Genomic DNA, 20,106 nt, shown 5'->3' with positions numbered 1-20,106 from the left:
CATGTTCGGCGGCGGCGGGGGGCCGGTGATCAGGTGAGGGCCCTGGACGGGGTGGACCTTGCCGCCGCGGCCGGGGAGTACCTGGTGCTGCTGGGGCCGTCCGGGTGCGGGAAGACGACGCTGCTGCGGACGATCGCGGGGCTGGAGCAGCCGACCGGCGGCGAGGTGCTGATCGGCGACCAGGTGGTGAACGGGCTGCCGCCGCGGGTGCGGCAGGTCGCGATGGTGTTCCAGTCGTACGCCCTGTACCCGCACAAGACCGTCATGGACAACATCGTGTTCCCGCTGAAGGCCGAGAAGACGCCGAAGGACGAGCGCGAGAAGAAGGCGCGGTGGTCGGCGGAGCTGCTGGGGATCGAGCCGCTGCTGCGCCGCAAGCCGCGGCAGCTGTCGGGCGGGGAGCGGCAGCGGGTGGCGCTGGCGCGGGCGCTCGTCCGGGACCCGGCGGTGTTCCTGCTGGACGAGCCGCTGTCCAACCTGGACGCCAAGATGCGCGCGAGCGCCCGCGACGAGCTGCGCCGGTTCCAGGAGCGGATCGGCACCACGACGATCTACGTGACGCACGACCAGGCCGAGGCGATGGGGCTCGGCGACCGGATCGCGGTGCTGGAGCGCGGCCGGGTCCGGCAGGTGGGGACGCCGGCCGAGGTGTACGACGACCCGGCCGACACGTTCGTGGCCACGTTCATCGGCTCGCCCCCGATGAACCTGGTCCGGCACGGGGACGCGCTGGTCGGGTTCCGGCCCGAGCACCTGCTGCCCGCGGAGATCGTCCCCGGGGAGCGGGTGACGATGCCGCTCCAGGTGGACCGGATGGAGTACCTGTCGGGCGACCGGCACGTGTACGGGACCGTCACCGGCATCGGCGCCGAGACCCGGGTGATCGCCCGGCTGCCGGCGACGGTGACCGTGCCGCTGGAGCCGGGCGAGACGCACGGATTCGCGGTGGCGGAGGACCGGCTGCGGTTCTTCCACGCCGAGGAGGGCACCCGGACCGATCCCGTACGGATCGGGCCATGAGCGCGGCGGACGCGGGCACGGCGGGCACGGGGAAGGCGGGCGCGCGGCGGCGGGTCACGCTCGCGGACCGGGACGGGTTCCTGGCGTGGGCGATGCTGCTGCCCTCGGTCGTCTACATCCTCGCGCTGGTCGGGGTGCCGTTCGTGCTGGCGATCGCGTTCGCGTTCTCGGACGTCACGACCGGCGACCCGTCGTTCGACTGGGTGGGCTTCGGCAACTTCGACGCGATCTTCGGTGACCGGGTGTTCTGGCGGTCGCTGCGCAACACGCTGGTGTTCACGCTCATCTCGATGGTGCTGATCGTGGTGCTCAGCAAGATCCTCGCCAACATCCTGATCGCCGACTTCCGCGGCAAGTGGTTCGTCCGCTTCCTGGTGCTGCTCCCCTGGACGACCCCGGTGGCGCTGTCGACGATCTCGTGGCTGTGGTTCCTGGACTCGATCTACTCCCCGATCGACTGGGTGCTCCGCCACCTCGGGATGATCGAGGAGAACGTCGTCTGGCTGGGCGGCCCCGGCACCGCGATGGCCTCGGTCATCGCCGTGCACGTGTGGCGGCTCACCCCGCTGGCCGCCGTGATCGTGATGGCCGGGCTGATCGCGATCCCGCGCGACATCGACGAGGCCGCCCGGATCGACGGGGCGGGCTTCTGGCGCCGGATGTTCGAGATCACCGTCCCGCTGGCGCTGCCGGTGATCGCGGTGGCCGGGCTGTTCGGCGCGATCATGACGTTCACCGACATGACCGTCTCGTACGTGCTCACCCGCGGCGGCCCCACGCACGCCACCGACACGCTGGCGTCTTGGGCGTACTTCCGCGGCATCGAGGGCGGCGACGTCGGCCAGGGCGCGGCGATCGCGCTCTTCCTCTTCCCGATCCTGCTCGCGGGCGCCATCGCGATCCTGCGCGCCGTCCGCCGCCTGGGGGCGGAATGACCACCGACACCGCCGTGCTGCGCCGCAGGTACGCCCGCCGCCACGCCGCCGCCCGCTGCGGCGTGTACGGGGCCGCGATCCTGGCCGCGCTGGTCTGCGCGCTGCCGTTCCTGTGGAGCCTGGTCAGCGCGTTCAAGCAGAACCGGGACCTGTACAACCCGGAGAGCAGCCCGTTCCTGTTCAACGAGCCCGCGACACCGGACCACGTGACGTACCTGCTGAACGACACGCCGTTCCTGACGTTCGTGTGGAACACGCTCCTGGTCGGCCTGGCGGTCGTGCTGCTGACGCTCGCGCTGTCGCTGCCCGCCGCGTACAGCCTGGCCCGGCTGAACCGCCCGTGGGGCACCCCGATGGGCATCGCGATCTTCCTGGTCTACCTGGTGCCGCCGTCGCTGCTCTTCCTGTCCCTGACCCGCGTCGTGGTGGGGCTGGGCCTGGAGGACACGCTCTGGTCGATGATCGTCGTCTATCCGTCGATCACCGTCCCGGTCTCGGTCTGGCTGCTGATCGGCTTCCTGAAGGCCGTGCCGAAGGACATCGAGGAGCAGGCCATGGTGGACGGCCACTCCCGCCTCGGCGCGTTCCGGCGGGCCGTGCTGCCGCTGGTGTTCCCCGGCATCGTCGCGGTGGTCGTCTTCGCGTTCACGCTGACGGCGAGCGAGTTCGTGTACGCGCTGGCGTTCGTGTCGTCCAGCCCGACGATGGTCGTCAGCACCGGCGTCCCGACCCAGCTCATCCGCGGGGACGTCTTCTTCTGGCAGTCGCTCCAGGCGTCCACCGTGATCATGGCGGTGCCGATCGCCGTGCTGTTCAACCTGTTCCTGGACCGGTTCGTCACAGGCTTCACCATGGGCGCCGTCAAGACCTGACCGCACTGATAGGTATGGAGGGCACGCAGATCCACTGACGAGGAGGTCGCCATGCCCGGCAAGGCGCCGATGCCGTACGACTACCTGCCCGAGGTGCCGTCGTTCACCGTCACCAGCGACGACGTGGCCGAGGGCGAGCGGCTCTCGAACACGCACGTCTTCGACGGCTGGGGCTTCAGCGGCGAGAACAGGTCCCCGCATCTCGCCTGGTCCGGATACCCGCCGGAGACCAAGAGCTTCGCGGTCACGTGCTTCGACCCCGACGCGCCCACCGGCAGCGGGTTCTGGCACTGGGTCCTGTTCGACGTCCCGACCGAGGTGACCCAGCTGCCGACCGGCGCCGGGACCGCGGACCTCAAGGTCGGCGTGCAGGCCCGCAACGACTTCGGCGTGAACGCGTTCGGCGGCGCGGCCCCGCCGCCCGGCGACCCGCACCGCTACGCCTTCGCCGTCCACGCCCTGGACGTGGAGTCGCTCGGCCTGGACGCCGACACCTCCCCGGCCGTCGTCGGCTTCAACATCACCGCCCACACCCTCGCCCGCGCCGTCATCACCCCGGTCTACGGCTCCTGAACGCGCTCGCGCCGCGAGGCCGCCCCGCGGGGCGGCCTCGCGGCACAGCGGGCACCGAACGCTTCTTCCCGATGAACTCGGACCGTTCCTGAGGCCCTCGGGCGCCTCATCCGGTGGCCACCGCCAGCGCCCAGGCGATGTAGAGCAGGTTGACGGCCAGCCTGCCGGCCGTGCCCGCGGGCCGTTCCAGCATCCTGGGCCGGTCGGCCCGCGCGCGCCACAGCGCGTCCAGATGGGACGCCAGGTAGCCGGTGATCAGCGCGGCGGCCGCCCATCCGCCCGCCGCCCGGTGGACGAGCACCAGCCCGCCGGTCAGTATCTCCGCCGCCCCGCTGAGTGCGACGATCGTTCCGGGTCCCCTGATCCAGGCGGGGACCAGCGAGCGGAAGTAGCCGGGGAACACGAAATGCGCGATCCCAACGACGATCAGGAAGACGGCCAGCGAAACGGCGGCGAAGGTCTGCATGCCCCGACCCTCTCCCCCGCCGGCCCGCCGGGGCTTGAACGGAACGATCGCCTGGTGCTCGCCCCCGGGCTCACGGTGTTCTCGCAGAGCACGCCGTTCGCCGTCACCGAGCACCGGCACCCGGTATGGAAGATCGTCCTGCCGGCCGGCGGCCGCGCCGAGGTCCGCGTCCCCGGGGAGAGGCCGCTCGCCGCGCCCGGCGTGATCGTCCCGCCGGGTCTCGCGCACGCCTGCACGGCGGACTCCGGCTTCACGGCCCTCTTCGTCGACCCCTGGCTGCTGCCGCCCGGCCTGGGCCTGACCCCGCTCGACTCCGCGACCGTCCGGCACCTGCTCGGCACGCCCACCCTCGCCGCCGTGACCGGCCTCACCGGCCCCGGCCGCCCCCTCGACCCGCGCGTCGCCCGCGCGCTGGCCGCGTCCCCGGACGTCCCCCTGCCGTCCGTCGCCGCCGGAGTCGGGTTGTCGCCACCGCGCCTGCGCGCCCTCGTCCGCGAGTCCGCCGGCGTCCCCCTCGTCCAGCTGCGCCGGTGGGCCCGCCTCCGCACCGCCATCGCGGGCCTGTCCCGCACGACGGTCGCCACCGCCGCGGCCGCCGCGGGCTTCGCCGACCAGCCCCACCTGACCCGCACGGCCCGTTCCCTGCTGGGGCGCACCCCGGCGTCCCTCCGCCGCTGAACGAGCACCGCCTCGCTTCGATGCCCCTCCCCATGTCACGAAACCGCCCTGCACGCCCCGCCAGAGAACTGCCCGCCCCGTTCGGCCAGACGGCCTTCGACACCGACACGGGCGGCGTGTTGACTCGTGGCGTGTCTCTCTCCGGCGGCCTCAGGAAGAGGACGACACGCCACGAGTCAACACAGCGGTACGCCGACAGGCGGATCATGGTCGGGTATCGCCGACCCGCAACGTATTGGGTGTCCGGCGATTGGGTCGCGGGGTAGGCTCCGGCGTATGGAGTGTTTTGTCGCTGGGCGTCTCCGCCGCTGAGGGGTGGCTCCTTCCGAGCCGCACGATCCGGCCGGGCAGACGGGCTGCCCCGGCCGGGCTTGTTCGTACCCCTCGGACGAAAGGCACTTCTTCTCATGGACGTGCGTCCATTTCGGCCCGGTGACCTCGATCGACTGATCGCGCTGACGATCGACACGTTCGGGCCGTTCTACACCGAGTCGTTCCGCGGCATCGTCGGTGACGCGATCCTCGCGCATGAGCACGGCGACTGGCGCGGAGACTACCGCAGGACGGTCCCGGGCCTTCATGCCCCTGACCAGGGCAAGTACGTGGCCGTCGCGGAGGTCGGCGGTGCCGTCGCGGGCTACGTGGCGTGGAACGTCGACGTGGCGCGGCGGCACGGGGAGATCTACATGCTCGCCGTGGACACGTCGTACCGGCGCCATCATCTGGGGACGGTGCTCTGCGAGCACGCGTTCGCCGGCATGAAGGAGCGGGGCGTCGAGGTCGTGGAGATCGGTACCGGCGGGGACGCCTTCCACGCCCCCGCGCGGGCTCTCTACGAGAGTCTCGGCTGCGTCCTCTTCCCGGTCGCCGCGTACTACAAGCGGCTCTGACCGCGCAGGTGGGTGGGCGGCGTTCCGTCCACCCACCTGAGTGGCGCTCATGCCTTGACGAGGCGTTCCGGACGGGCCGGGAGGAGGGGCGTGCCCGCGAGGGTGAGGACGGCCGCGGCGGTGACCAGCCAGTACGCGGCATGCGGGCCCCAGCTGGGGACGATCAGGGTGACGGCCGCGATGCCGATCGAGGCGCCCAGCTGGTTGAGCATGTAGAGGAGCGAGCTGCCCTGCGGCACGAGCGGCGCGGGCAGGGCGCGGTAGAGGGAGCCCATCGTGGCGGCGCCGACGAAGCCGAGGCCGATGCCCGCGACGGTGGCGGCGAGGGTGGGCCAGAGCGGGCCCTCGGCGCGGGTCAGGGCGAGTGCGCCCAGCAGGGCCGTGAGGGTTCCCGTACGGACGATGCCGCGCGGGCCGTACCGCTCGGTCAGGCGGCCCGCGACGGGTGCCGCCAGGGCCGAGGCCACGCCGAACGGGGCGAGCAGGAGGCCCGCCGCGAGGGCGCCGTGGTCGCGCTGGTGGTAGAGGGGCAGCGCGAAGAGGATCGCGTACATCGCCAGGCCGGTCAGGCCCATGGCGATGACGCTCGCGGCGAAGCCGGGGCGGGCGAGCAGCCTGGGGTCGATCAGCGGGTCGGTACGGCGGAGGGCGTGGGCGGTGTAGGCGGCCAGGAGGACGGCGGGCGGCAGCAGGAGCCAGGGCGTGGTGCCGTGCGAGAGGGCGTGGATCAGCGCGGCGAAGCCGGGGGCGAGGAGGGCGAGGCCGAACACGTCGAGGCGGGGCGCGTTCCCGGGCGGCGGGGCGTCGCGCGGGAGGAACCGCAGCGCCCCGAGGAGGGCGGCCGCGCCGATCGGCAGGTTGATCAGGAACATCCAGCGCCAGCCGAGGGTGTCCAGGACGAGGCCGCCGACGACGGGCCCGAGTACGGGGCCGAGGGACAGGACGCCGGCCATCAGGCCCATGACGCGGCCCGCGCGGGCGGGGCCGGCGGCGCGGGCGAGGAGGACCAGGACGAGCGGGTCGAGGATCCCGGCGCCGATCCCCTGGACGACGCGGAACGCGATCAGGCCGGCCTCGTTCCAGGCGAGCCCGCACGCGAGCGAGGCGGCGAGGAAGAGGGCGAGCGCCCACAGCCACGGCCTCCTGCCGCCGTGCCGGGCGGCGATCCAGGTGGTGACCGGGATCGTCAGCGTGAGCGCGAGCAGGTAGGCGGTGGACACCCAGCCGATCGCGCCCAGCGAGGCGCCGAACTCGGCGGCGAGGGTGCCGGCCGCGGCGGCGACCATGGTCCCGTCCAGGATCCCCATGATCCCGCCGAGCAGGACCGTGCCGGTGATCCACCACAGGCGGTCGTCTCGTTCCATGAGCAGGTCCCCCAATCTAGACTGGCGCGTCTAAGTTAGGAGACTGGTGAGTCTTATACAAGTCCGACCGCAAAACCAGACCGGTGAGTCCAGATAGGATGCGCGGCATGGCTGAGCTGACCGGGCGGGGACGGGTCGACAAGCGGCGGGCGATCCTGGACGCGGCGTTCGCGGTGTTCGCGCGGGACGGGTACGCGCAGGCCGGGGTGGACGTGATCGCGGCGGAGGCGGGCGTGGCGAAGGCGACCGTCTACAACCACTTCGGCGACAAGGAGACGCTGCTGCGCGCGACGTTCGGCGCGCTGGCCGAGAGCGCTCTGGAACGGAACCTCGCCGCCGTGGAGCGGCTCCGGGAGAGCGGCGAGGAGCTGGAGGAGGTCGGCTTCCTGCTGGCGCGGTGCTACTGCGACGAGCGCTCGCGGGCGATGCGGCGGCTGCTGGCGGCCGAGGCCGGGCGGTTCCCCGACCTCCTCGACATCGTCCAGGGGCAGGTGGCCGACCGGGTCGCGCAGGCCCTCGCCGACCGGCTGGCGCGGCTGTCGCTGGCCGGCCGGCTGCGCACCCCCGATCCGCTGCTGGCCGCCGAGCAGTTCCTCGCGCTGCTCACCGGCCCGGCGGAGACCCGGTCGCGGCTGGGGACGCGGGACGTACCGGACGAGGAGCTGCGGGACGTGGCGAAGGCGGCGGCACGGACGTTCCTCGCCGCCTTCTCCGACGTCAGGCGGGCTTCCTGAGGACCTCGAAGAGCGACGCGATGCTGTGGTCGCGGTGGCCCTCGGTCACGGCCCGTTCGAGCAGGGCGTGCAGGGGCGCGAGCGACGTGTGGTCGACGCCGGCCTCCTGGAGGACGCGGCGGTCGTCGGCGGCGGCGTCGCGGAAGAGGCCGACCGACTGGGTCGCGCCCGTGTAGTCGCCGCCGTCGATCTCGGCGGCGAGCCCGGGCAGCACCTCGGCGATCATCTGCAGCCACTTGACCGTGTACGGGACGAGCGTGGCGGCGGGCAGGCCGCGGTCGGCGACGACGGCGGCGCCCTGGAGGAAGGCGACGAGCGCCGGGAGCAGGGTGGCGCCGACGGCCGACTCGTACAGTGCCGCCAGGTCGGGCGACTCCCCCAGGTGGACGGTGTCGCCGCCCATGACCTTCAGCGTTTCCTTGTGTTCGTCGAAGACCTCCTTGGGGCCGCCGTAGTACAGGAGGGTGTCCGGTGCCCCTACTGCGTCGGGCACGTTCTTGATGGCTCCGCCCAAGAAGCGGGCTCCGTGGCGGGCGGCCCATTCGGCGGCCTGCACGGCATCGGACGGGACGCCGCTGTTCAACGTGACCAGCGTGCGTCCTTTCAGTGCGGCGGCGGCCGGCTCCAGGGCCTCGACGGTGGCGCCGAAGGTGGTCAGGCAGGTGATGAGCAGGGGGCTCGCCGCCACGGCGTCCTCGATCGAGGCCGCGTGCGCGGCGCCCTTCGCGGCGAGCGGGGCCGCCTTCGCGGCGGTGCGGTTCCACACGGTCGTCGGATGACCGGCGTCGATGTACGCCTCGGCGAGCGCCCGTCCCATGGAACCGAGCCCGAGAACGGTCACCGGCATGAGGTCGCTGTTCACAATCACTCCAGTCGTTCGGTGTCCGTCCATGCTGGAGCCATTAGTGTTGGTTCGACAAGTACCGACAATTTTGTGGGGTACTGACATATAAGTAAGCGAGGGCGCCGATGAAGAAGAGGGCCTACACCTGCGGGCTCGACGCCGCCATCGATGTCATGGGCGGCAAGTGGAAGGTGCTGGTGCTGTGGTCGCTGGACGACGGGCCGCTGCGGTTCGGTGAGCTGCGGCGGTCGCTGCCCGGCATCAGCGAACGGGTGCTGACCCTGCAACTCCGGGAAATGGAGGCGGCCGGCCTGGTGCACCGGGAGGTCTACCGCGAGGTGCCGCCCAAAGTCGAGTACTCGATGACCGAGCTGGGCCGTTCCCTGCTAACCGCTCTGATTCCGCTCGGGGAATGGGGCGAGGCGAACATGAAGCACATCGAGGCCATTCCCGGATGACCGCCCCTGAGGCCGATAAAGGGGCGGCCGCCTGCGTCCGCTGCGGCGGCACCGTCGCCCCCGACGGCCACTGCTGGGACTGCGGTACGGCGCAGCCGGCGTTCCGCGCCCGGTTCGAGGCGAGCGTCCGCGGCGCCGCGGGCGTCAGCGACCGGGGCCTGCGCCGCGGCGTCAACGCCGACGCGATGGTCCTGGCCGCGGCGGGCCCGTGGACGGTCGGCGTCGTATGCGACGGCGTCTCCATGTCTCCGCGGGCGGACCGCGCCGCCCAGGTCGCCGCGGACGCCGGCGCCGCCGCGCTGTGCGAGGGCCTGCGCGCGGGCGCCGTCCCGGAGGACGCGCTCGCGGACGCCGCCGTGCGGGCGGGCCGCGCGGTCGCCGCCCTCGCCCCGTCCGTGAACGCCGCCCCCGCCTGCACCTATGTCGCGGGGATCGCCGGCCCGGACGGCGTCTGGGCCTGCTGGGTCGGCGACAGCCGCGCCTACTGGCTGCCGGACGAGGGCCCCGGCACGGCGCTCACCGAGGACGACACCGGCGAGCACGAGGCCCTCGCCGCCTGGCTCGGCGCCGACGCGGGCGAGCCGGCGCCCAGGGTGCGCAGCCACCGGCCGCGCGACCCCGGGACCCTCCTGCTGTGCACGGACGGGCTGTGGCGCTACCTGCCCGACGCCGGCTCGCTCCGCGCCGCGCTACCGTCGCCCGGCCTGGACGGCGCCCGCTCCCTGGTCGCGTACGCGCTGGACGCCGGCGGCCACGACAACGTCACCGCACTGGTCATCCCGGTCCGCCGCGACATCCTGCCCGGCTGACCCGAGGCTCAGGCGCGGGCCTTCTCGCGCTTCTTCCGCTGCTTCTCGACGAACTCCGTACGGCAGCCCTCGCAGCAGAAGCCGTACAGCGTCCCCTCCCACTCCAGGGTCGGGGCGGTGTCCAGGGGGACGAGCATGTCGCACATCGGGTCCCTGACCGCCTTGCCCTCGGCGTAGTCCTGCTGGAGGGGCTCGTTCATCATCTCGACGAGCGCGGCGGAGGTCTTCGCCTCCCCGCGGACGCCGATGCTCCCTTCGGGGACGCCGAGGACGTGCACCTGGACGTCGGCGTCCGGGTCCACCTCCACGATCCTGGACGTGAACGCGGCGATCACGTACTCGCTCGTGTCCTTCCGCCAGGGCCCGGGCACGTGCACCCGGACCATGTACGGGGCGGGGCCGCCCCGTTCGACGGCGCTCTCGCCGACCACCCACGTCTCCGGCTCGTGCACGACGACATGGAACCGGGAGGCGAACACGGCCCCGGAACGGCCGTCCAGCCCCTCCTCCGCGGCGGGGTCCCCGGTCATGCCGCGCAGCAGCGAGGAGGCGATCCGACGGCGCCGGGAGAGGTCGAGCCGGCCGGGCGGTACGAATATCTCGATGAACAGCATGCGCCCAGCCTGCGGAACCCCGCTGTCAACGGCCTTGCACGCCCCTTGCAGCCGGAAACGACCGGCTGGCGGGGGACGGCGGCGGCCTTAGCGCGGTGGCATGGGCGGACGAGGGCCCGGGCGGCCTTGGGTGCCCGCCCGGGCGCTGGACGCCCTGTTACTGCCAGGGGGACGCCCTGATTACTGCCAGGGGAAGGTGTCGGTGAAGGCGGGTTTGAGGTCGTCGAGCCAGACGGCCTCGGGGTCGTACTTGGCGAAGAAGGGCTTGCCGACCAGGTCGGAGTCGCGGCACTGGATGAAGTGCAGCACGAACACCTTCTGGCCGTGCAGCTCCAGCACCCCGTCCACGCAGACCTTGCCGGGAGTGGCCGACATCGACGGGCCCCGCACCGTGCGCGACAGCCCCGCCACGTCCTTGTAGGCGGTCCGGAACACCTCGTAGGCCTGGGCGAGGGGGACGGCGAAGTAGTCCTGCGGGCCGGTGTCACGCTCGACGAACATGTAGTAGGGGACCATGCCCAGCCGGGTCTGGGTCCGCCACATCGAGTTCCACACGGCCGGGTCGTCGTTGATGGTGCGGATCAGCGGCGCCTGGGTGCGGATGATCGCGCCGGTGTCACGGATGCGGCGCACGGCCTCGGTGACCACCAGCGGCTCCAGCTCGCGGGGGTGGGTGAAGTGGGCCATGAACGCCAGGTTCTTGCCCGCCTCACCAACCTGCTCGAACAGCCGCAGCATCGCCTCGGCGTCGGGGTCGGTGACGAACTTCTGCGGCCAGTAGGCCAGCGACTTGGTGCCGATCCGGATCGATTCCAGCTGCTCCAGCTCCAGCAGCGGCTCGATGTAGCGGCGCAGCACCGGCTCACCCATGATCATCGCGTCGCCGCCGGTGAACAGGATGCTGGTGACCTCGGGGTGGGCCAGGATGTAGTCGCGCAGCTGGGCGGTGTCGTCACCGGCCATCTTCAGATCCGGCTCGCCCACGAACTGCGCCCACCTGAAGCAGTAGGTGCAGTAGGCGTGGCAGGTCTGGCCCTGCTTGGGGAAGTACAGCACGGTCTCGTCGTACTTGTGCTGCAGCCCGGGGATCTTCCCGTCACCGAAGCTGGGGATGTTCAGCTCCATCTGCCCGGCCGGGTGCGGGTTGAGCCGCATCCGCACCGCGTGCGCGGCCGCCTCGATCTCGGCCTTGGGCGCCTGGCGGCTCAGCAGGTCCGACAACCGCGCGACATCGTCGGCGGGCAGCATGTCGGGCAGCGGGAACACCAGCCGGTAGATCGGGTCATCGGGCGCCGCCGACCAGTCGATCAGCTCTTCGAGGACGTAGGAGTTGGTCCGGAACGGCAGCACCGTGGCCACCGCCCGCGTCGCCAGCCGCTCGGCCGGGCCCAGCCCGGCCCGCCGGGTCAGCTCGTCCAGATGCTTCGCCGTGAAGGCGCGGAACTTGCGACCAGCAGATCGCACTGCGGGAGCCGCGTCGTTCACCAGTGTCACGTGTTGGATCTCCTTGAAGTCAGCGGGGAACGCGCCTTGGGGCGCGCGTCATCACGGACAGTGATCAATCAGGCCCAGGCCACCCCATTGAAGCGGTTGAACCATACTCATGCCGAATATCTACCCTCAAGAGGGTACAAAGAAGCTGGTCAACCACAGACCTGACAAATCGGGGTACGGACTGTGGATGCCCCATGCCCCCGGCCGATTACTCGAAGTGAGCCCGCGATGGGTCCTATGCTGAGGAACCGGTCACACGTAAGGGGGGCGGGTGAACGCGCCAGAGCACCAGGACGGCCCGGGTCAGGCCCCCGTGCTCGTGCCGATCCTGCTGGTCATCGCGGCCATCACGTACGGCACGTTCCTGCTGGAGCACTTCCTGAGCACCGATCTCGACAGCGTCAACGGCTACGTGAGCGAGCTCTCGGCGGCGAACCAGCCGTACCACGAGGTCTACAGCGGCGGTGACTTCATCACCGGCTCGCTGGCGATCACGGTCGCGGCGATCGCGCTGCTGACGCTGCGCCGGCGCCGGCGCTGGGCGGTGGCCGGCTGGATCTTCCTCGCGCTCTTCGGGACGTGCGCCATCGGCGACGCGGTGTTCCCGCTGGAGTGCGCGCCCAGCCTGGAGACCCGCTGCGCGCTGCTCGAACGCGCCGGGAACGTCGGCTTCTCGCACTCGTTCCACTCGGTCACCAGCAGCCTGGTGATCGTCTGCGGGGTGCTCGCGCTGCTGTGCCTGTCGATCGCCGCCCGCCGGTACGGCTGGTGGCCCGCCCTGGCCCGCTGGGGCTGGCTGCTGGCGCTGATCGAGACCGTCGTCGCGCTCGGCACGCTGCTGGCGATGGTGCTGGGCCGGTGGCTGGGCATCGTCCAGCGGTTCCAGATCTCCATCCTGTGCCTGGGGCTGCTGACCATCGCCTGGGCCCTGTACGCCGACCGGCGGCGGGCGCGGGCGGCGGACGGCCCCGGCGCCGCCCCCGTACCCGAGGAGGCGCACCGGTGACGGCGGCTCCGGAGACCGCGCCGGTGATCGTTTCCGCGGCGGGCGAACGGGTCCACGTCGTCGAGACCGGCCCGGCCGGCGGGCCCCGGCTGCTGCTCAGCACCGGGCTCGGCGGCGCCTGGTTCGACTGGGAGCCCACCGCCCGCCTGCTCGCCGAGGAGCACCGCGTGATCGCGTTCGACCGTCCCGGCCTCGGCCTCAGCCCCGCGGCCCGCACCGCGCCGAGCCTGCGCCGCGACGTCCGGATCCTGGCCGCCCTCGCCGAACGGGCCGGGCCCCCGGTCACCGTGCTGGCCCACTCCGTGGCCGGCTTCCACGCCGAGGCCCTCGCCCGCGTCCACCCCCGGCTGGTGAACGGCCTGGTCCTGGTCGACCCCAGCTACGAGCGCGCCCCCCGGTCCCGGCCGCGGATCTCCGCCGCGCTCGCCCCGGCGGCCACCGCGTTCGGCGCGCTCCTCGGCGCCACCGGGCTCGCCCGGCCGCTCGGGCCCGCCGCGCGCCGGCTGATCCTGCGCTACACCAGCGACCGCGACGACGCCGTCCCGGCCCGGACCGTCCGGCGGGTGTACGGGCGCGGCACCGTGATCGGCACGGCCCTCGCCGAGAACCTCGCGTACCGGGAGATGGCCGCCGATCTGAAGGCCCTGCGCGGGCGGCGGCCGTTCCCGGACGTGCCGCTGGCCGTCCTCACCGCCCTCGGCGACTTCCGCGACACCGGCCGGGCCGGCGAATGGACCGGCGGGCACCGCGAGCTCGCCGCGATGAGCCCGCGCGGGCGGCAGACCGTGCTGCCGCGCACCAAGCACATGGTCCAGCTCGACCGGCCGGACGCCGTCGCCGACGCCGTCGCGGAGGTGCTGGCATGAGGCGCCCGCTCCGTACCGCCGCCGTGGCCGTCCTGCTCGCCCTCGCGCTGACCGGCTGCGACGTGATGCAGCGGATCTCCGAGGGCGCGTACCGCAACGCCGTCGCCGACGGGACGGTCGCCGAGCTGGACCGGCGCGGGATCGCGATGGACCGCCGCCCCGACTGCCGGCTCGACGAGCCCCTCACCGACGCCACCGTCATGATCCGCTGTACGGGGCACACCGCGGCCGGGGCCCGCGTCGCCGTCTACGGCGAGACCGAGCGCGCCGACACCCGGCGGCCGCGCGAGGAGTACGAGATCAGGGTCGACGGCCGCGCCCCCATCCGCACGACCTGCCTCGGCGTCTCCTGCGGCACCGCCCGCTGACCCCAATCGCGGGCCATGACCAGGGAAAACCTGGCCCGGCGCGCGCATACGCCCGGCGCTCGGGGCGACGTTACGGCTGTGGAGATCACCCGTAAGAAGGGCACCGCCCTCGGCATCGCCGGCCTCGCCGTCCTCGGCGTGGTCGCGGCCGCCATCGCGTACGTGCTGCTGACCGGCTCCAAGGAGCTGCGCTACCCGACCCAGTCGGCGCTGCGCGGCGCCCTCGGGGCGACCGCCGCCGACGAGCTGCGCGGGCGCGGCATCCGGTTGCAGAAGGCGCTGAGCTGCCACGACCTGCCCGGCTGGACCAAGCTCAAGCTGCGCGCCGGCTGCTCAGGCAGCACCGCCGACAAGAAGACCGTCCAGGTCATCGCCACCGGCGAGGACGAGACCCGCGAGCACCACTACACGATCCTGGTCGACGGCCGGCCGGTGGTGGAGAACGCCCGCTGCCTCGGCGCCGACTGCGACGAGAAGGCCGGATAGCCGCACCGCCGCCTCCCGCCGGGTTCCGGCGAGGGCGACTGACGGAGCAGGGGCGGGGACCGCCTACGATGCGATGAGCTGCGTTTCCGCGGCACTCCCCGACCTTTCACCCTCCTGGAGTCGCCATGACCGGCACGGGCGAGCCGCGCCCGGCGCCGGGCCGCCCCGCGCCGGTCGCCGTCGACACGATGGGCGGCGACCATGCCCCGGACGAGATCATCGCGGGCGCGGTGGCGGCCGTCCGCGAGCACGGCGCGCGGCTGGTGCTGGTCGGCCAGGCGCCGCGGATCAGGCGCGAGCTGGACCGGCACGGGATCATGGGCGAGATCCCGATCGTGCACGCCGACGAGGCGCTGGACATGGGCGAGGGCGCGCTGGCGAGCTGGCGCAAGCCGCGCTCGTCGATCGCGATCGCCTGCCATCTGATCAAGCAGGGCCGGGCCTCGGCGCTGGTGTCGGCCGGGACCACGGCCGGGGTCGTGGCGACCTCCCGGCTGCGCCTGAAAGGCCAGCAGGGCGTGATGCGCCCGGCGATCGCGGTGACCCTGCCCACCCGGCCGCGGCCCACCGTACTGCTGGACTCCGGCGCCACGGCCGACGTCAAGCCGGAGACGCTGGTGCAGTTCGCCGCCCTCGGCACCGCGTACGCCCAGATCCTGCTGGACCTGCCCCGCCCCCGGGTCGGGCTGCTCAACATCGGCGCCGAGGCGGGCAAGGGCAACAAGGTCACCAAGCGCGCGCACGAGCTGCTGTCCGGCGGCCAGCACGGGATCGAGTTCGCCGGGAACGTGGAGGGCCACAACCTGCTGGCGGGCACCGTGGACGTGGTCGTCACCGACGGCTTCAGCGGCAACATCGCGCTGAAGACCATGGAGGGCACGGTGCGGATGGCGCTCGGCGAGCTGCGGGACGCCATGTCGGCGTCCCGTACGGCGCGGTTCGGCTCCCTCCTCCAGCGGCGCAGGCTGCTGGAGCTGCGCGACCGGCTCGACTCGGACACCTACGGCGGCGGCGTCCTGCTCGGCCTGAACGGGACGGTCGTCATCGCGCACGGCGCCGCCCGCGCGCGGGCGATCACCTCGGCCTGCCTGCTCGCCCACGACCTGGCGGCGGGCCGCATCGTCGACCGGATCCGCGAGCAGATCGCCGCGACCCGTACCCCGTCCCGGCTGGGCCGGCTCATGCACGGCGACCGCGACACCGAGAAATCGGACAAGTCTGAGAAGACCGAGAAGACCGAGAAGGCAGACAAGGCCGAGAGAGCCGAGAAGGCCGAGCGGCCGGAGAGGCAGGCCGCCGGGCAGCCGGAGGTCGAGACCGTGCGGGAAGAGGCGGCCCCCGTGGAGACCGACCTTTAGGTTCAAGCGTTACAGGGTCGCCCGGCCGCGCCGATAACCTTGGGGCATGCCCGATCCGCAACTCGTCATCGCCGCCCGGGTCCGGGCCGCGCTCAGCGCCGCCTTCGGACCGTCGTACGCGGACACCGACCCGGTCATCCGGCCGTCGCAGTTCGCCGACCTTCAGGCCAACGTGGCTCTGCCGCTGGCCAAGAAGCTGGGCCGCAAGCCGCGAGACGTGGCCGCCGACATCGTGGCCGAGCTGGACGTGGCCGACCTGACCTCCGCCGTCGAGGTCAGCGGGCCGGGCTTCATCAACCTGACGTTCAAGGACGAGTGGATCGCCGCGCAGGCCCAGGCCGTGCTGGCGGACGCGCGGCTCGCCGTACCGGTCACCGAGAACCGGCAGAAGGTCGTCGTCGAGTACTCCTCGCCCAACGTGGCCAAGGAGATGCACGTCGGGCACCTGCGGACCACGATCGTCGGCGACGCGATCGCCCGGATCCTGGAGTTCCTCGGGCACGAGGTCGTCCGCGACAACCATGTCGGCGACTGGGGCACCCCGTTCGGCATGCTGATCGAGCACCTGCTGGACCTCGGCGAGGAGGCCGCCGCCCGGGACGACTCCTCGGTCAGCGACCTGACCGCGTTCTACCAGGCGGCCCGGCGGAAGTTCGACTCCGACGAGGCGTTCGCCGACCGGTCGCGGCGGCGGGTGGTCGACCTCCAGGCCGGCGACCCCGAGACGCTGCGGCTCTGGCAGGTGCTCGTCGACGTCTCCAAGCGGTACTTCAACACCGTGTACGAGCGGCTCGGCATCACGCTCACCGACGACGACATCAAGGGCGAGAGCTTCTACAACGACCTGCTGGCCCCGACCGTCAAGGAGCTGGAGGACAAGGGGATCGCCACGGTCAGCGACGGCGCGCTGTGCGCGTTCCCGCCCGGGTTCAAGGGCCGGGAGGGCGAGCCGCTGCCGATGATCATCCGCAAGAGCGACGGCGGCTACAACTACTCCACCAGCGACCTCGCCACCGTCCGGTACCGCGTCGACACCGAGCGGGTCGACCGGATGGTCTACGTGGTGGGCGCGCCGCAGTCGCTGCACTTCCAGATGGTCTTCGCGGTCGCCCGGATGGCGGGCTGGCTGGACGACCGGACGGTCGCCGAGCACGCCGAGATCGGCAACGTGCTGGGCACCGACGGCAAGATCCTCAAGACCCGGGCCGGCGGCACGGTCAAGCTGGCCGAGCTGCTGGACGAGGCCGTCGAGCGGGCCGGGGTCGAGTACGACGCGATCCAGCGCGACGAGGCGTTCGACGAGGCCACCCGGGCCTCCATCGTCGAGATGGTCGGGATCGGCGCGGTCAAGTACGCCGACCTGTCGGTGGCGCGCGACAGCGAGTACATCTTCGACTTCGACCGGATGATCGCCTTCAAGGGCAACACCGGGCCGTACCTCCAGTACGCCGCGGCCCGGATCCGTTCGATCTTCCGGAAGGGCGGGCTCAGCCCCGACGCGGCCACCGGCCCGATCGTGATCGGGCACGAGGCCGAGCGGGCCCTGGCCCTGCACCTGCTGAGCTTCGGCGCGGCACTGGAGCAGGCCGCCGCGGGCGCCGAGCCGCACCGGCTGGCGAGTTACATCTTCGATCTGGCCTCGGCGTACACGACGTTCCACGAGAACTGCCCCGTGCTGAAGGCCCCGGACGCGGAGACCAAGGCGTCGCGCCTCGCGCTGTGCGCGGCGACGCTCCGCACCCTGGTCACCGGCCTGGAGCTGCTGGGCGTCCCGACGCCCGAACGCATGTAGGGCCCCGACCGGCCGGGCCGGGCGCTACTGCAGGTAGCCCTCGACCTGGCCGGCCGGGCGGACCCGGGCCTCGCCGGGGTCCTCGCCCGCGTCGATCCTGGCGCGGCGCTGCCGGAGCAGGTCCCAGCACTGGTCCAGGGCCACCTCCAGCTCCTGGAGGCGGCGGCGCTCCTCGTCCCCGGCCAGCTCGCCGCGCCGGTGCCGCTCGCGCAGCTCCTGCTCGTCGGTCACGTACTCGCTGATCCGTGCCAGGATCTGCTTGTCGTCCATCCCGAACCTCCGCGCATTCGTGGGTATACCAGGCGAAGCCCCCTCCCCATTCTGCTACGGGAAGGGGCCTCGCCGCCGGAACCGGCCCTCAGCCGCCGTTCGTACCCCGGCCGACGCTCTCGTAAAGAGGACCTTCGGCCCTCATCGGGCGTCCCGCCGGCGCCATGTCGGTCTTGGGCTCGACCATCGCCGCCGGCCGTGCCGCCGGTTCGGCCGTGCCCCGGGGCGCCGTGGCCGCGGACCGGGTGCCGGTCGTCCCGGACCCGGCGGCTGGTCCGGACGTCGCGGACGACGTCGACCTCCTTCCGGCCGACGACGACCTGTGCGCCGTGCCGGTGGACGAGCCGGCGGTCTTGCGCGCCGCCGTCGTCCGGGGCCGGGTCGTCGTCCGGGACGAGGTCGTGGACCGCGAGGTCGTGGACCGCGACCGGCTCGTCGCCGGCGACGTCTTGCGGGCGCCCGTGCTCCGCGAAGTCGTGCTCCGCGAGGCCGTACCGCGCGTGCCCGTGCTCTTGGTCCCCGAGCTCTTGGTGCCGGTGCTCTTGGCGCCCGTGCTCCGCGACGTCGTGCTCCGTGTCCCCGTGCTCCGCGAACCGGCGGCCCGGGTGCCCGTGCTTCGGGAACTCGTGCTTCGGGAACCCGTGCTGCGGGAACTCGTGCCCGTGCTCCGCGAGGTCGTGCCGGTGCTCTTGGCCGTGGCCTTGGCGGACGTGGTGATGGCCTTGGCCGCCTGGTTCATGGCCTTGGACGCGTCGGTCATCGCCTTCGTCGCCGTGGTCATGGCCTTGGTCATGGCCGTCATGGACCTGGCGGACGCCGTCGCCTTGGTGGCCACCGACTTCATCTTGGTGGCCGCCGTCTTGGCCTCGGTCGCCGCCTTGGTGACCTTGGTCGCCGCGGCCTTCGAGGTACGGCTGGTCGCCGCGCTCGTCCGGCTGCTCGTCCCGGTCGTGCTCTTCCGCGCGGTCGAGCCGGTGCTCGTGCGCGCGGTCGTTCCCGTGGTGCTCTTGCGCGCGGTGGTGCCGCGCTTGGCGGTGGTCGAGGACCGCGTCCCGGTGCCGGTGGTCCGGCGGGCCGTGGCCGTGGTCCGGCCCGAAGTGCTCCGCGAGGCCGCGCTGGTGCGCTTGGCCGGCGTGCTCTTGGACGTGGTCGACCGCTTGCTTTTCGTGCCGTTCGTACGCGCGGCCGTGCCTCGGCTCGACGTCGTACGCGATGTCGTCTTGGTAGGCACTGATCTACCCCCCGTGATGATCAGTTACGGGAGGTCTATTCCACAGAAAGCGACGCTCTACACACACAGGGTTTATCGAGGGATCAGACGCCCACCGGATGCCACACGGTTTTCGTCTCCAGAAACGCGGTCATCCGCGCCGTTCCGGGCTCCCGAGACCAGTCATCACCAGTGGGACGGAACACGCGCTTCAGGTTCTCCGCCGCGGCCTCCTCCAGCCCGCGCACGTCCTCGTCCCGCACGCCGGCGAGGTCGAGCGCGTTCACGTCCATGTGGGACGCGAGCCACGGCGCCAGCTCGTCGCGGCGGCCGGTGAGGACGTTCACGACGCCGCCCGGCAGGTCGGACGTCGCCAGCACCTCGGCGAGCGTGATCGCGGGCAGCGGGGCCGGCTCGGACGCGACGACCACGCACGCGTTGCCGGACACGATCGCCGGCGCCACCACCGACACCAGGCCGAGCAGCGGCGAGTCCGGCGCGACGATCCCGACGACGCCGGTCGGTTCCGGCGTCGAGAAGTTGAAGAACGGTCCCGCGACCGGGTTGGCCGAGCCGAGCACGGCGCCCAGCTTGTCGGCCCAGCCCGCGTACCAGACCCACCGGTCGACCGCCGCGTCCACCTCGGCGGCCGCCGCGGCCTTGCCGAGCCCGGCGGCGCGCAGCTCGTCCGCGAACTGCGCGCGCCGCCCCTCCAGCATCTCCGCGACCCGGTAGAGGATCTGGCCGCGGTTGTACGGGGTCCGCCCCGCCCATCCGCCCGCCGCCTTGCGCGCGGCCGTGACCGCGTCCCGGACGTCCTTGCGGGACGCCTGCGAGGCGTTGGCCAGGAAGCGGCCCTTGGCGTCGTTCACGATGTACGACCTGCCGGACTCGGAACGGGGGAACGCGCCCCCGATGAACAGCTTGTACGTCTTCCGCACGGCCAGCCTGGCGTCAGTGCTCATCGCCCCGCCTCCGCTCGGCGCCTCGCGGGCGCTC

The 20,106-nt window shown here is 72.5% G+C and carries 22 protein-coding genes and 1 pseudogene; 15 read left to right on the top strand and 8 right to left on the bottom strand.

Features of this window, described 5'->3' with window-relative positions; all coding sequences use genetic code 11:
* The first annotated feature begins 33 nt into the window (after positions 1-33).
* From ACA361_RS33440 to ACA361_RS33425, 4 genes are read left to right on the top strand one after another with little or no spacing between them, the layout of a single operon-like run.
* Positions 34-1,020 carry an ABC transporter ATP-binding protein gene (locus ACA361_RS33440; protein ID WP_375018734.1) on the top strand — a complete coding sequence of 329 codons (987 nt, stop codon included), beginning with the start codon at positions 34-36 and terminating at the stop codon, positions 1,018-1,020.
* The gene (locus ACA361_RS33435; RefSeq protein ID WP_375018732.1) at positions 1,017-1,955 is read left to right on the top strand and encodes a carbohydrate ABC transporter permease; all 939 of its coding nucleotides are present in this window, start codon (positions 1,017-1,019) and stop codon (positions 1,953-1,955) included. Before ACA361_RS33440 ends, ACA361_RS33435 begins: the two co-directional genes overlap by 4 nt.
* Positions 1,952-2,827, top strand: a complete 876-nt coding sequence (locus ACA361_RS33430; RefSeq protein ID WP_375018730.1) for a carbohydrate ABC transporter permease — start codon at positions 1,952-1,954, stop codon at positions 2,825-2,827. Before ACA361_RS33435 ends, ACA361_RS33430 begins: the two co-directional genes overlap by 4 nt.
* A gap of 51 nt (positions 2,828-2,878) precedes the next feature.
* On the top strand, positions 2,879-3,400 hold the full coding sequence (locus tag ACA361_RS33425) for a YbhB/YbcL family Raf kinase inhibitor-like protein (protein ID WP_375018728.1): 522 nt from the start codon (positions 2,879-2,881) through the stop codon (positions 3,398-3,400).
* Positions 3,401-3,506: 106 nt separating this feature from the next.
* Here the strand turns inward: ACA361_RS33425 and ACA361_RS33420 are convergent, their stop codons facing one another.
* Complete coding sequence (locus tag ACA361_RS33420; protein WP_375018726.1) at positions 3,507-3,866, bottom strand: hypothetical protein; 360 nt, start codon at positions 3,864-3,866, stop codon at positions 3,507-3,509.
* A 54-nt stretch (positions 3,867-3,920) separates the two neighbouring features.
* Between ACA361_RS33420 and ACA361_RS33415 the strand changes: the two genes are divergently transcribed.
* Both ACA361_RS33415 and ACA361_RS33410 read left to right on the top strand, forming a co-directional pair.
* Positions 3,921-4,544 carry a helix-turn-helix domain-containing protein gene (locus tag ACA361_RS33415; protein WP_375018724.1) on the top strand — a complete coding sequence of 208 codons (624 nt, stop codon included), beginning with the start codon at positions 3,921-3,923 and terminating at the stop codon, positions 4,542-4,544.
* A gap of 413 nt (positions 4,545-4,957) precedes the next feature.
* Entirely contained in the window at positions 4,958-5,434 is a 477-nt protein-coding gene (locus ACA361_RS33410; protein ID WP_375018722.1) for a GNAT family N-acetyltransferase, read from the top strand.
* Between the two features lie 47 nt (positions 5,435-5,481).
* On the opposite strand, the gene ACA361_RS33405 is transcribed toward ACA361_RS33410, so the two are convergent.
* Entirely contained in the window at positions 5,482-6,798 is a 1,317-nt protein-coding gene (locus ACA361_RS33405; protein WP_375018721.1) for a DHA2 family efflux MFS transporter permease subunit, read from the bottom strand.
* A gap of 107 nt (positions 6,799-6,905) precedes the next feature.
* Between ACA361_RS33405 and ACA361_RS33400 the strand changes: the two genes are divergently transcribed.
* Entirely contained in the window at positions 6,906-7,532 is a 627-nt protein-coding gene (locus ACA361_RS33400) for a TetR/AcrR family transcriptional regulator C-terminal domain-containing protein (protein WP_375018719.1), read from the top strand.
* On the opposite strand, the gene ACA361_RS33395 is transcribed toward ACA361_RS33400, so the two are convergent.
* A complete protein-coding gene (locus tag ACA361_RS33395) occupies positions 7,516-8,394 on the bottom strand; it encodes an NAD(P)-dependent oxidoreductase (protein ID WP_375018717.1) in 879 nt (292 codons plus the stop codon). The two genes, ACA361_RS33400 and ACA361_RS33395, sit on opposite strands and share 17 nt — an antisense overlap.
* 107 nt (positions 8,395-8,501) lie before the next feature.
* Here ACA361_RS33395 and ACA361_RS33390 point away from each other — a divergent pair, with 107 nt between their 5' ends.
* Positions 8,502-8,834 carry a winged helix-turn-helix transcriptional regulator gene (locus tag ACA361_RS33390; protein WP_375018715.1) on the top strand — a complete coding sequence of 111 codons (333 nt, stop codon included), beginning with the start codon at positions 8,502-8,504 and terminating at the stop codon, positions 8,832-8,834.
* Complete coding sequence (locus tag ACA361_RS33385) at positions 8,831-9,643, top strand: PP2C family protein-serine/threonine phosphatase (protein WP_375018713.1); 813 nt, start codon at positions 8,831-8,833, stop codon at positions 9,641-9,643. Before ACA361_RS33390 ends, ACA361_RS33385 begins: the two co-directional genes overlap by 4 nt.
* An 8-nt stretch (positions 9,644-9,651) precedes the next feature.
* On the opposite strand, the gene ACA361_RS33380 is transcribed toward ACA361_RS33385, so the two are convergent.
* Positions 9,652-10,257, bottom strand: coding sequence for a YHS domain protein (locus tag ACA361_RS33380; RefSeq protein WP_375018711.1), 606 nt, complete (start codon positions 10,255-10,257; stop codon positions 9,652-9,654).
* Positions 10,258-10,437: 180 nt separating this feature from the next.
* Positions 10,438-11,751 (bottom strand): KamA family radical SAM protein, encoded by a 1,314-nt coding sequence (locus tag ACA361_RS33375; RefSeq protein WP_375018709.1) that lies wholly within the window; start codon positions 11,749-11,751, stop codon positions 10,438-10,440.
* 271 nt (positions 11,752-12,022) lie between these two features.
* Between ACA361_RS33375 and ACA361_RS33370 the strand changes: the two genes are divergently transcribed.
* The 6 genes and pseudogenes from ACA361_RS33370 (at position 12,023) to argS (ending at position 17,627) form a co-directional block, all read left to right on the top strand.
* Positions 12,023-12,757, top strand: coding sequence for a DUF998 domain-containing protein (locus tag ACA361_RS33370; RefSeq protein WP_375018708.1), 735 nt, complete (start codon positions 12,023-12,025; stop codon positions 12,755-12,757).
* Positions 12,754-13,623: an alpha/beta fold hydrolase gene (locus tag ACA361_RS33365; protein WP_375018706.1), complete on the top strand. Its 870-nt coding sequence runs from the start codon at positions 12,754-12,756 to the stop codon at positions 13,621-13,623. The genes ACA361_RS33370 and ACA361_RS33365 overlap by 4 nt, the downstream gene beginning before the upstream one ends.
* The gene (locus tag ACA361_RS33360; RefSeq protein ID WP_375018704.1) at positions 13,620-13,991 is read left to right on the top strand and encodes a hypothetical protein; all 372 of its coding nucleotides are present in this window, start codon (positions 13,620-13,622) and stop codon (positions 13,989-13,991) included. Before ACA361_RS33365 ends, ACA361_RS33360 begins: the two co-directional genes overlap by 4 nt.
* A gap of 78 nt (positions 13,992-14,069) precedes the next feature.
* Entirely contained in the window at positions 14,070-14,477 is a 408-nt protein-coding gene (locus ACA361_RS33355; RefSeq protein ID WP_375018703.1) for a hypothetical protein, read from the top strand.
* 125 nt (positions 14,478-14,602) lie between these two features.
* A pseudogene (gene plsX, locus ACA361_RS33350) lies at positions 14,603-15,658 on the top strand (phosphate acyltransferase PlsX); the annotation flags it as partial.
* A 223-nt stretch (positions 15,659-15,881) separates the two neighbouring features.
* The gene (gene argS / locus ACA361_RS33345; RefSeq protein WP_375018702.1) at positions 15,882-17,627 is read left to right on the top strand and encodes an arginine--tRNA ligase; all 1,746 of its coding nucleotides are present in this window, start codon (positions 15,882-15,884) and stop codon (positions 17,625-17,627) included.
* A gap of 24 nt (positions 17,628-17,651) precedes the next feature.
* On the opposite strand, the gene ACA361_RS33340 is transcribed toward argS, so the two are convergent.
* The 3 genes from ACA361_RS33340 to ACA361_RS33330 all read right to left on the bottom strand — a co-directional run bounded on the left by ACA361_RS33340 (position 17,652) and on the right by ACA361_RS33330 (position 20,072).
* Positions 17,652-17,897, bottom strand: a complete 246-nt coding sequence (locus ACA361_RS33340) for a DUF2630 family protein (protein ID WP_375018700.1) — start codon at positions 17,895-17,897, stop codon at positions 17,652-17,654.
* An 88-nt stretch (positions 17,898-17,985) separates the two neighbouring features.
* The gene (locus tag ACA361_RS33335; RefSeq protein WP_375018699.1) at positions 17,986-19,128 is read right to left on the bottom strand and encodes a hypothetical protein; all 1,143 of its coding nucleotides are present in this window, start codon (positions 19,126-19,128) and stop codon (positions 17,986-17,988) included.
* Positions 19,129-19,211: 83 nt separating this feature from the next.
* Positions 19,212-20,072, bottom strand: coding sequence for an aldehyde dehydrogenase family protein (locus tag ACA361_RS33330; RefSeq protein WP_375018697.1), 861 nt, complete (start codon positions 20,070-20,072; stop codon positions 19,212-19,214).
* Positions 20,073-20,106: the final 34 nt, after the last annotated feature.

Origin of the sequence: Actinomadura sp. 21ATH, assembly GCF_041951345.1 — a bacterium.
Classification (GTDB): Bacteria; Actinomycetota; Actinomycetes; order Streptosporangiales; family Streptosporangiaceae; genus Spirillospora.
This window is presented reverse-complemented; position numbering and strand designations above follow the sequence as displayed.

Coding starts and splice junctions, on each gene's coding strand:
- ACA361_RS33360 (WP_375018704.1), top strand. CDS start 13,620: ATGAGGCGCCCGCTCCGTACCGCCGCCGTGGCCGTCCTGCTCGCCCTC.
- ACA361_RS33340 (WP_375018700.1), bottom strand. CDS start 17,897: ATGGACGACAAGCAGATCCTGGCACGGATCAGCGAGTACGTGACCGAC.
- argS (WP_375018702.1), top strand. CDS start 15,882: ATGCCCGATCCGCAACTCGTCATCGCCGCCCGGGTCCGGGCCGCGCTC.
- ACA361_RS33420 (WP_375018726.1), bottom strand. CDS start 3,866: ATGCAGACCTTCGCCGCCGTTTCGCTGGCCGTCTTCCTGATCGTCGTT.
- ACA361_RS33405 (WP_375018721.1), bottom strand. CDS start 6,798: ATGGAACGAGACGACCGCCTGTGGTGGATCACCGGCACGGTCCTGCTC.
- ACA361_RS33430 (WP_375018730.1), top strand. CDS start 1,952: ATGACCACCGACACCGCCGTGCTGCGCCGCAGGTACGCCCGCCGCCAC.
- ACA361_RS33380 (WP_375018711.1), bottom strand. CDS start 10,257: ATGCTGTTCATCGAGATATTCGTACCGCCCGGCCGGCTCGACCTCTCC.
- ACA361_RS33435 (WP_375018732.1), top strand. CDS start 1,017: ATGAGCGCGGCGGACGCGGGCACGGCGGGCACGGGGAAGGCGGGCGCG.
- ACA361_RS33330 (WP_375018697.1), bottom strand. CDS start 20,072: ATGAGCACTGACGCCAGGCTGGCCGTGCGGAAGACGTACAAGCTGTTC.
- ACA361_RS33390 (WP_375018715.1), top strand. CDS start 8,502: ATGAAGAAGAGGGCCTACACCTGCGGGCTCGACGCCGCCATCGATGTC.
- ACA361_RS33400 (WP_375018719.1), top strand. CDS start 6,906: ATGGCTGAGCTGACCGGGCGGGGACGGGTCGACAAGCGGCGGGCGATC.
- ACA361_RS33385 (WP_375018713.1), top strand. CDS start 8,831: ATGACCGCCCCTGAGGCCGATAAAGGGGCGGCCGCCTGCGTCCGCTGC.
- ACA361_RS33425 (WP_375018728.1), top strand. CDS start 2,879: ATGCCCGGCAAGGCGCCGATGCCGTACGACTACCTGCCCGAGGTGCCG.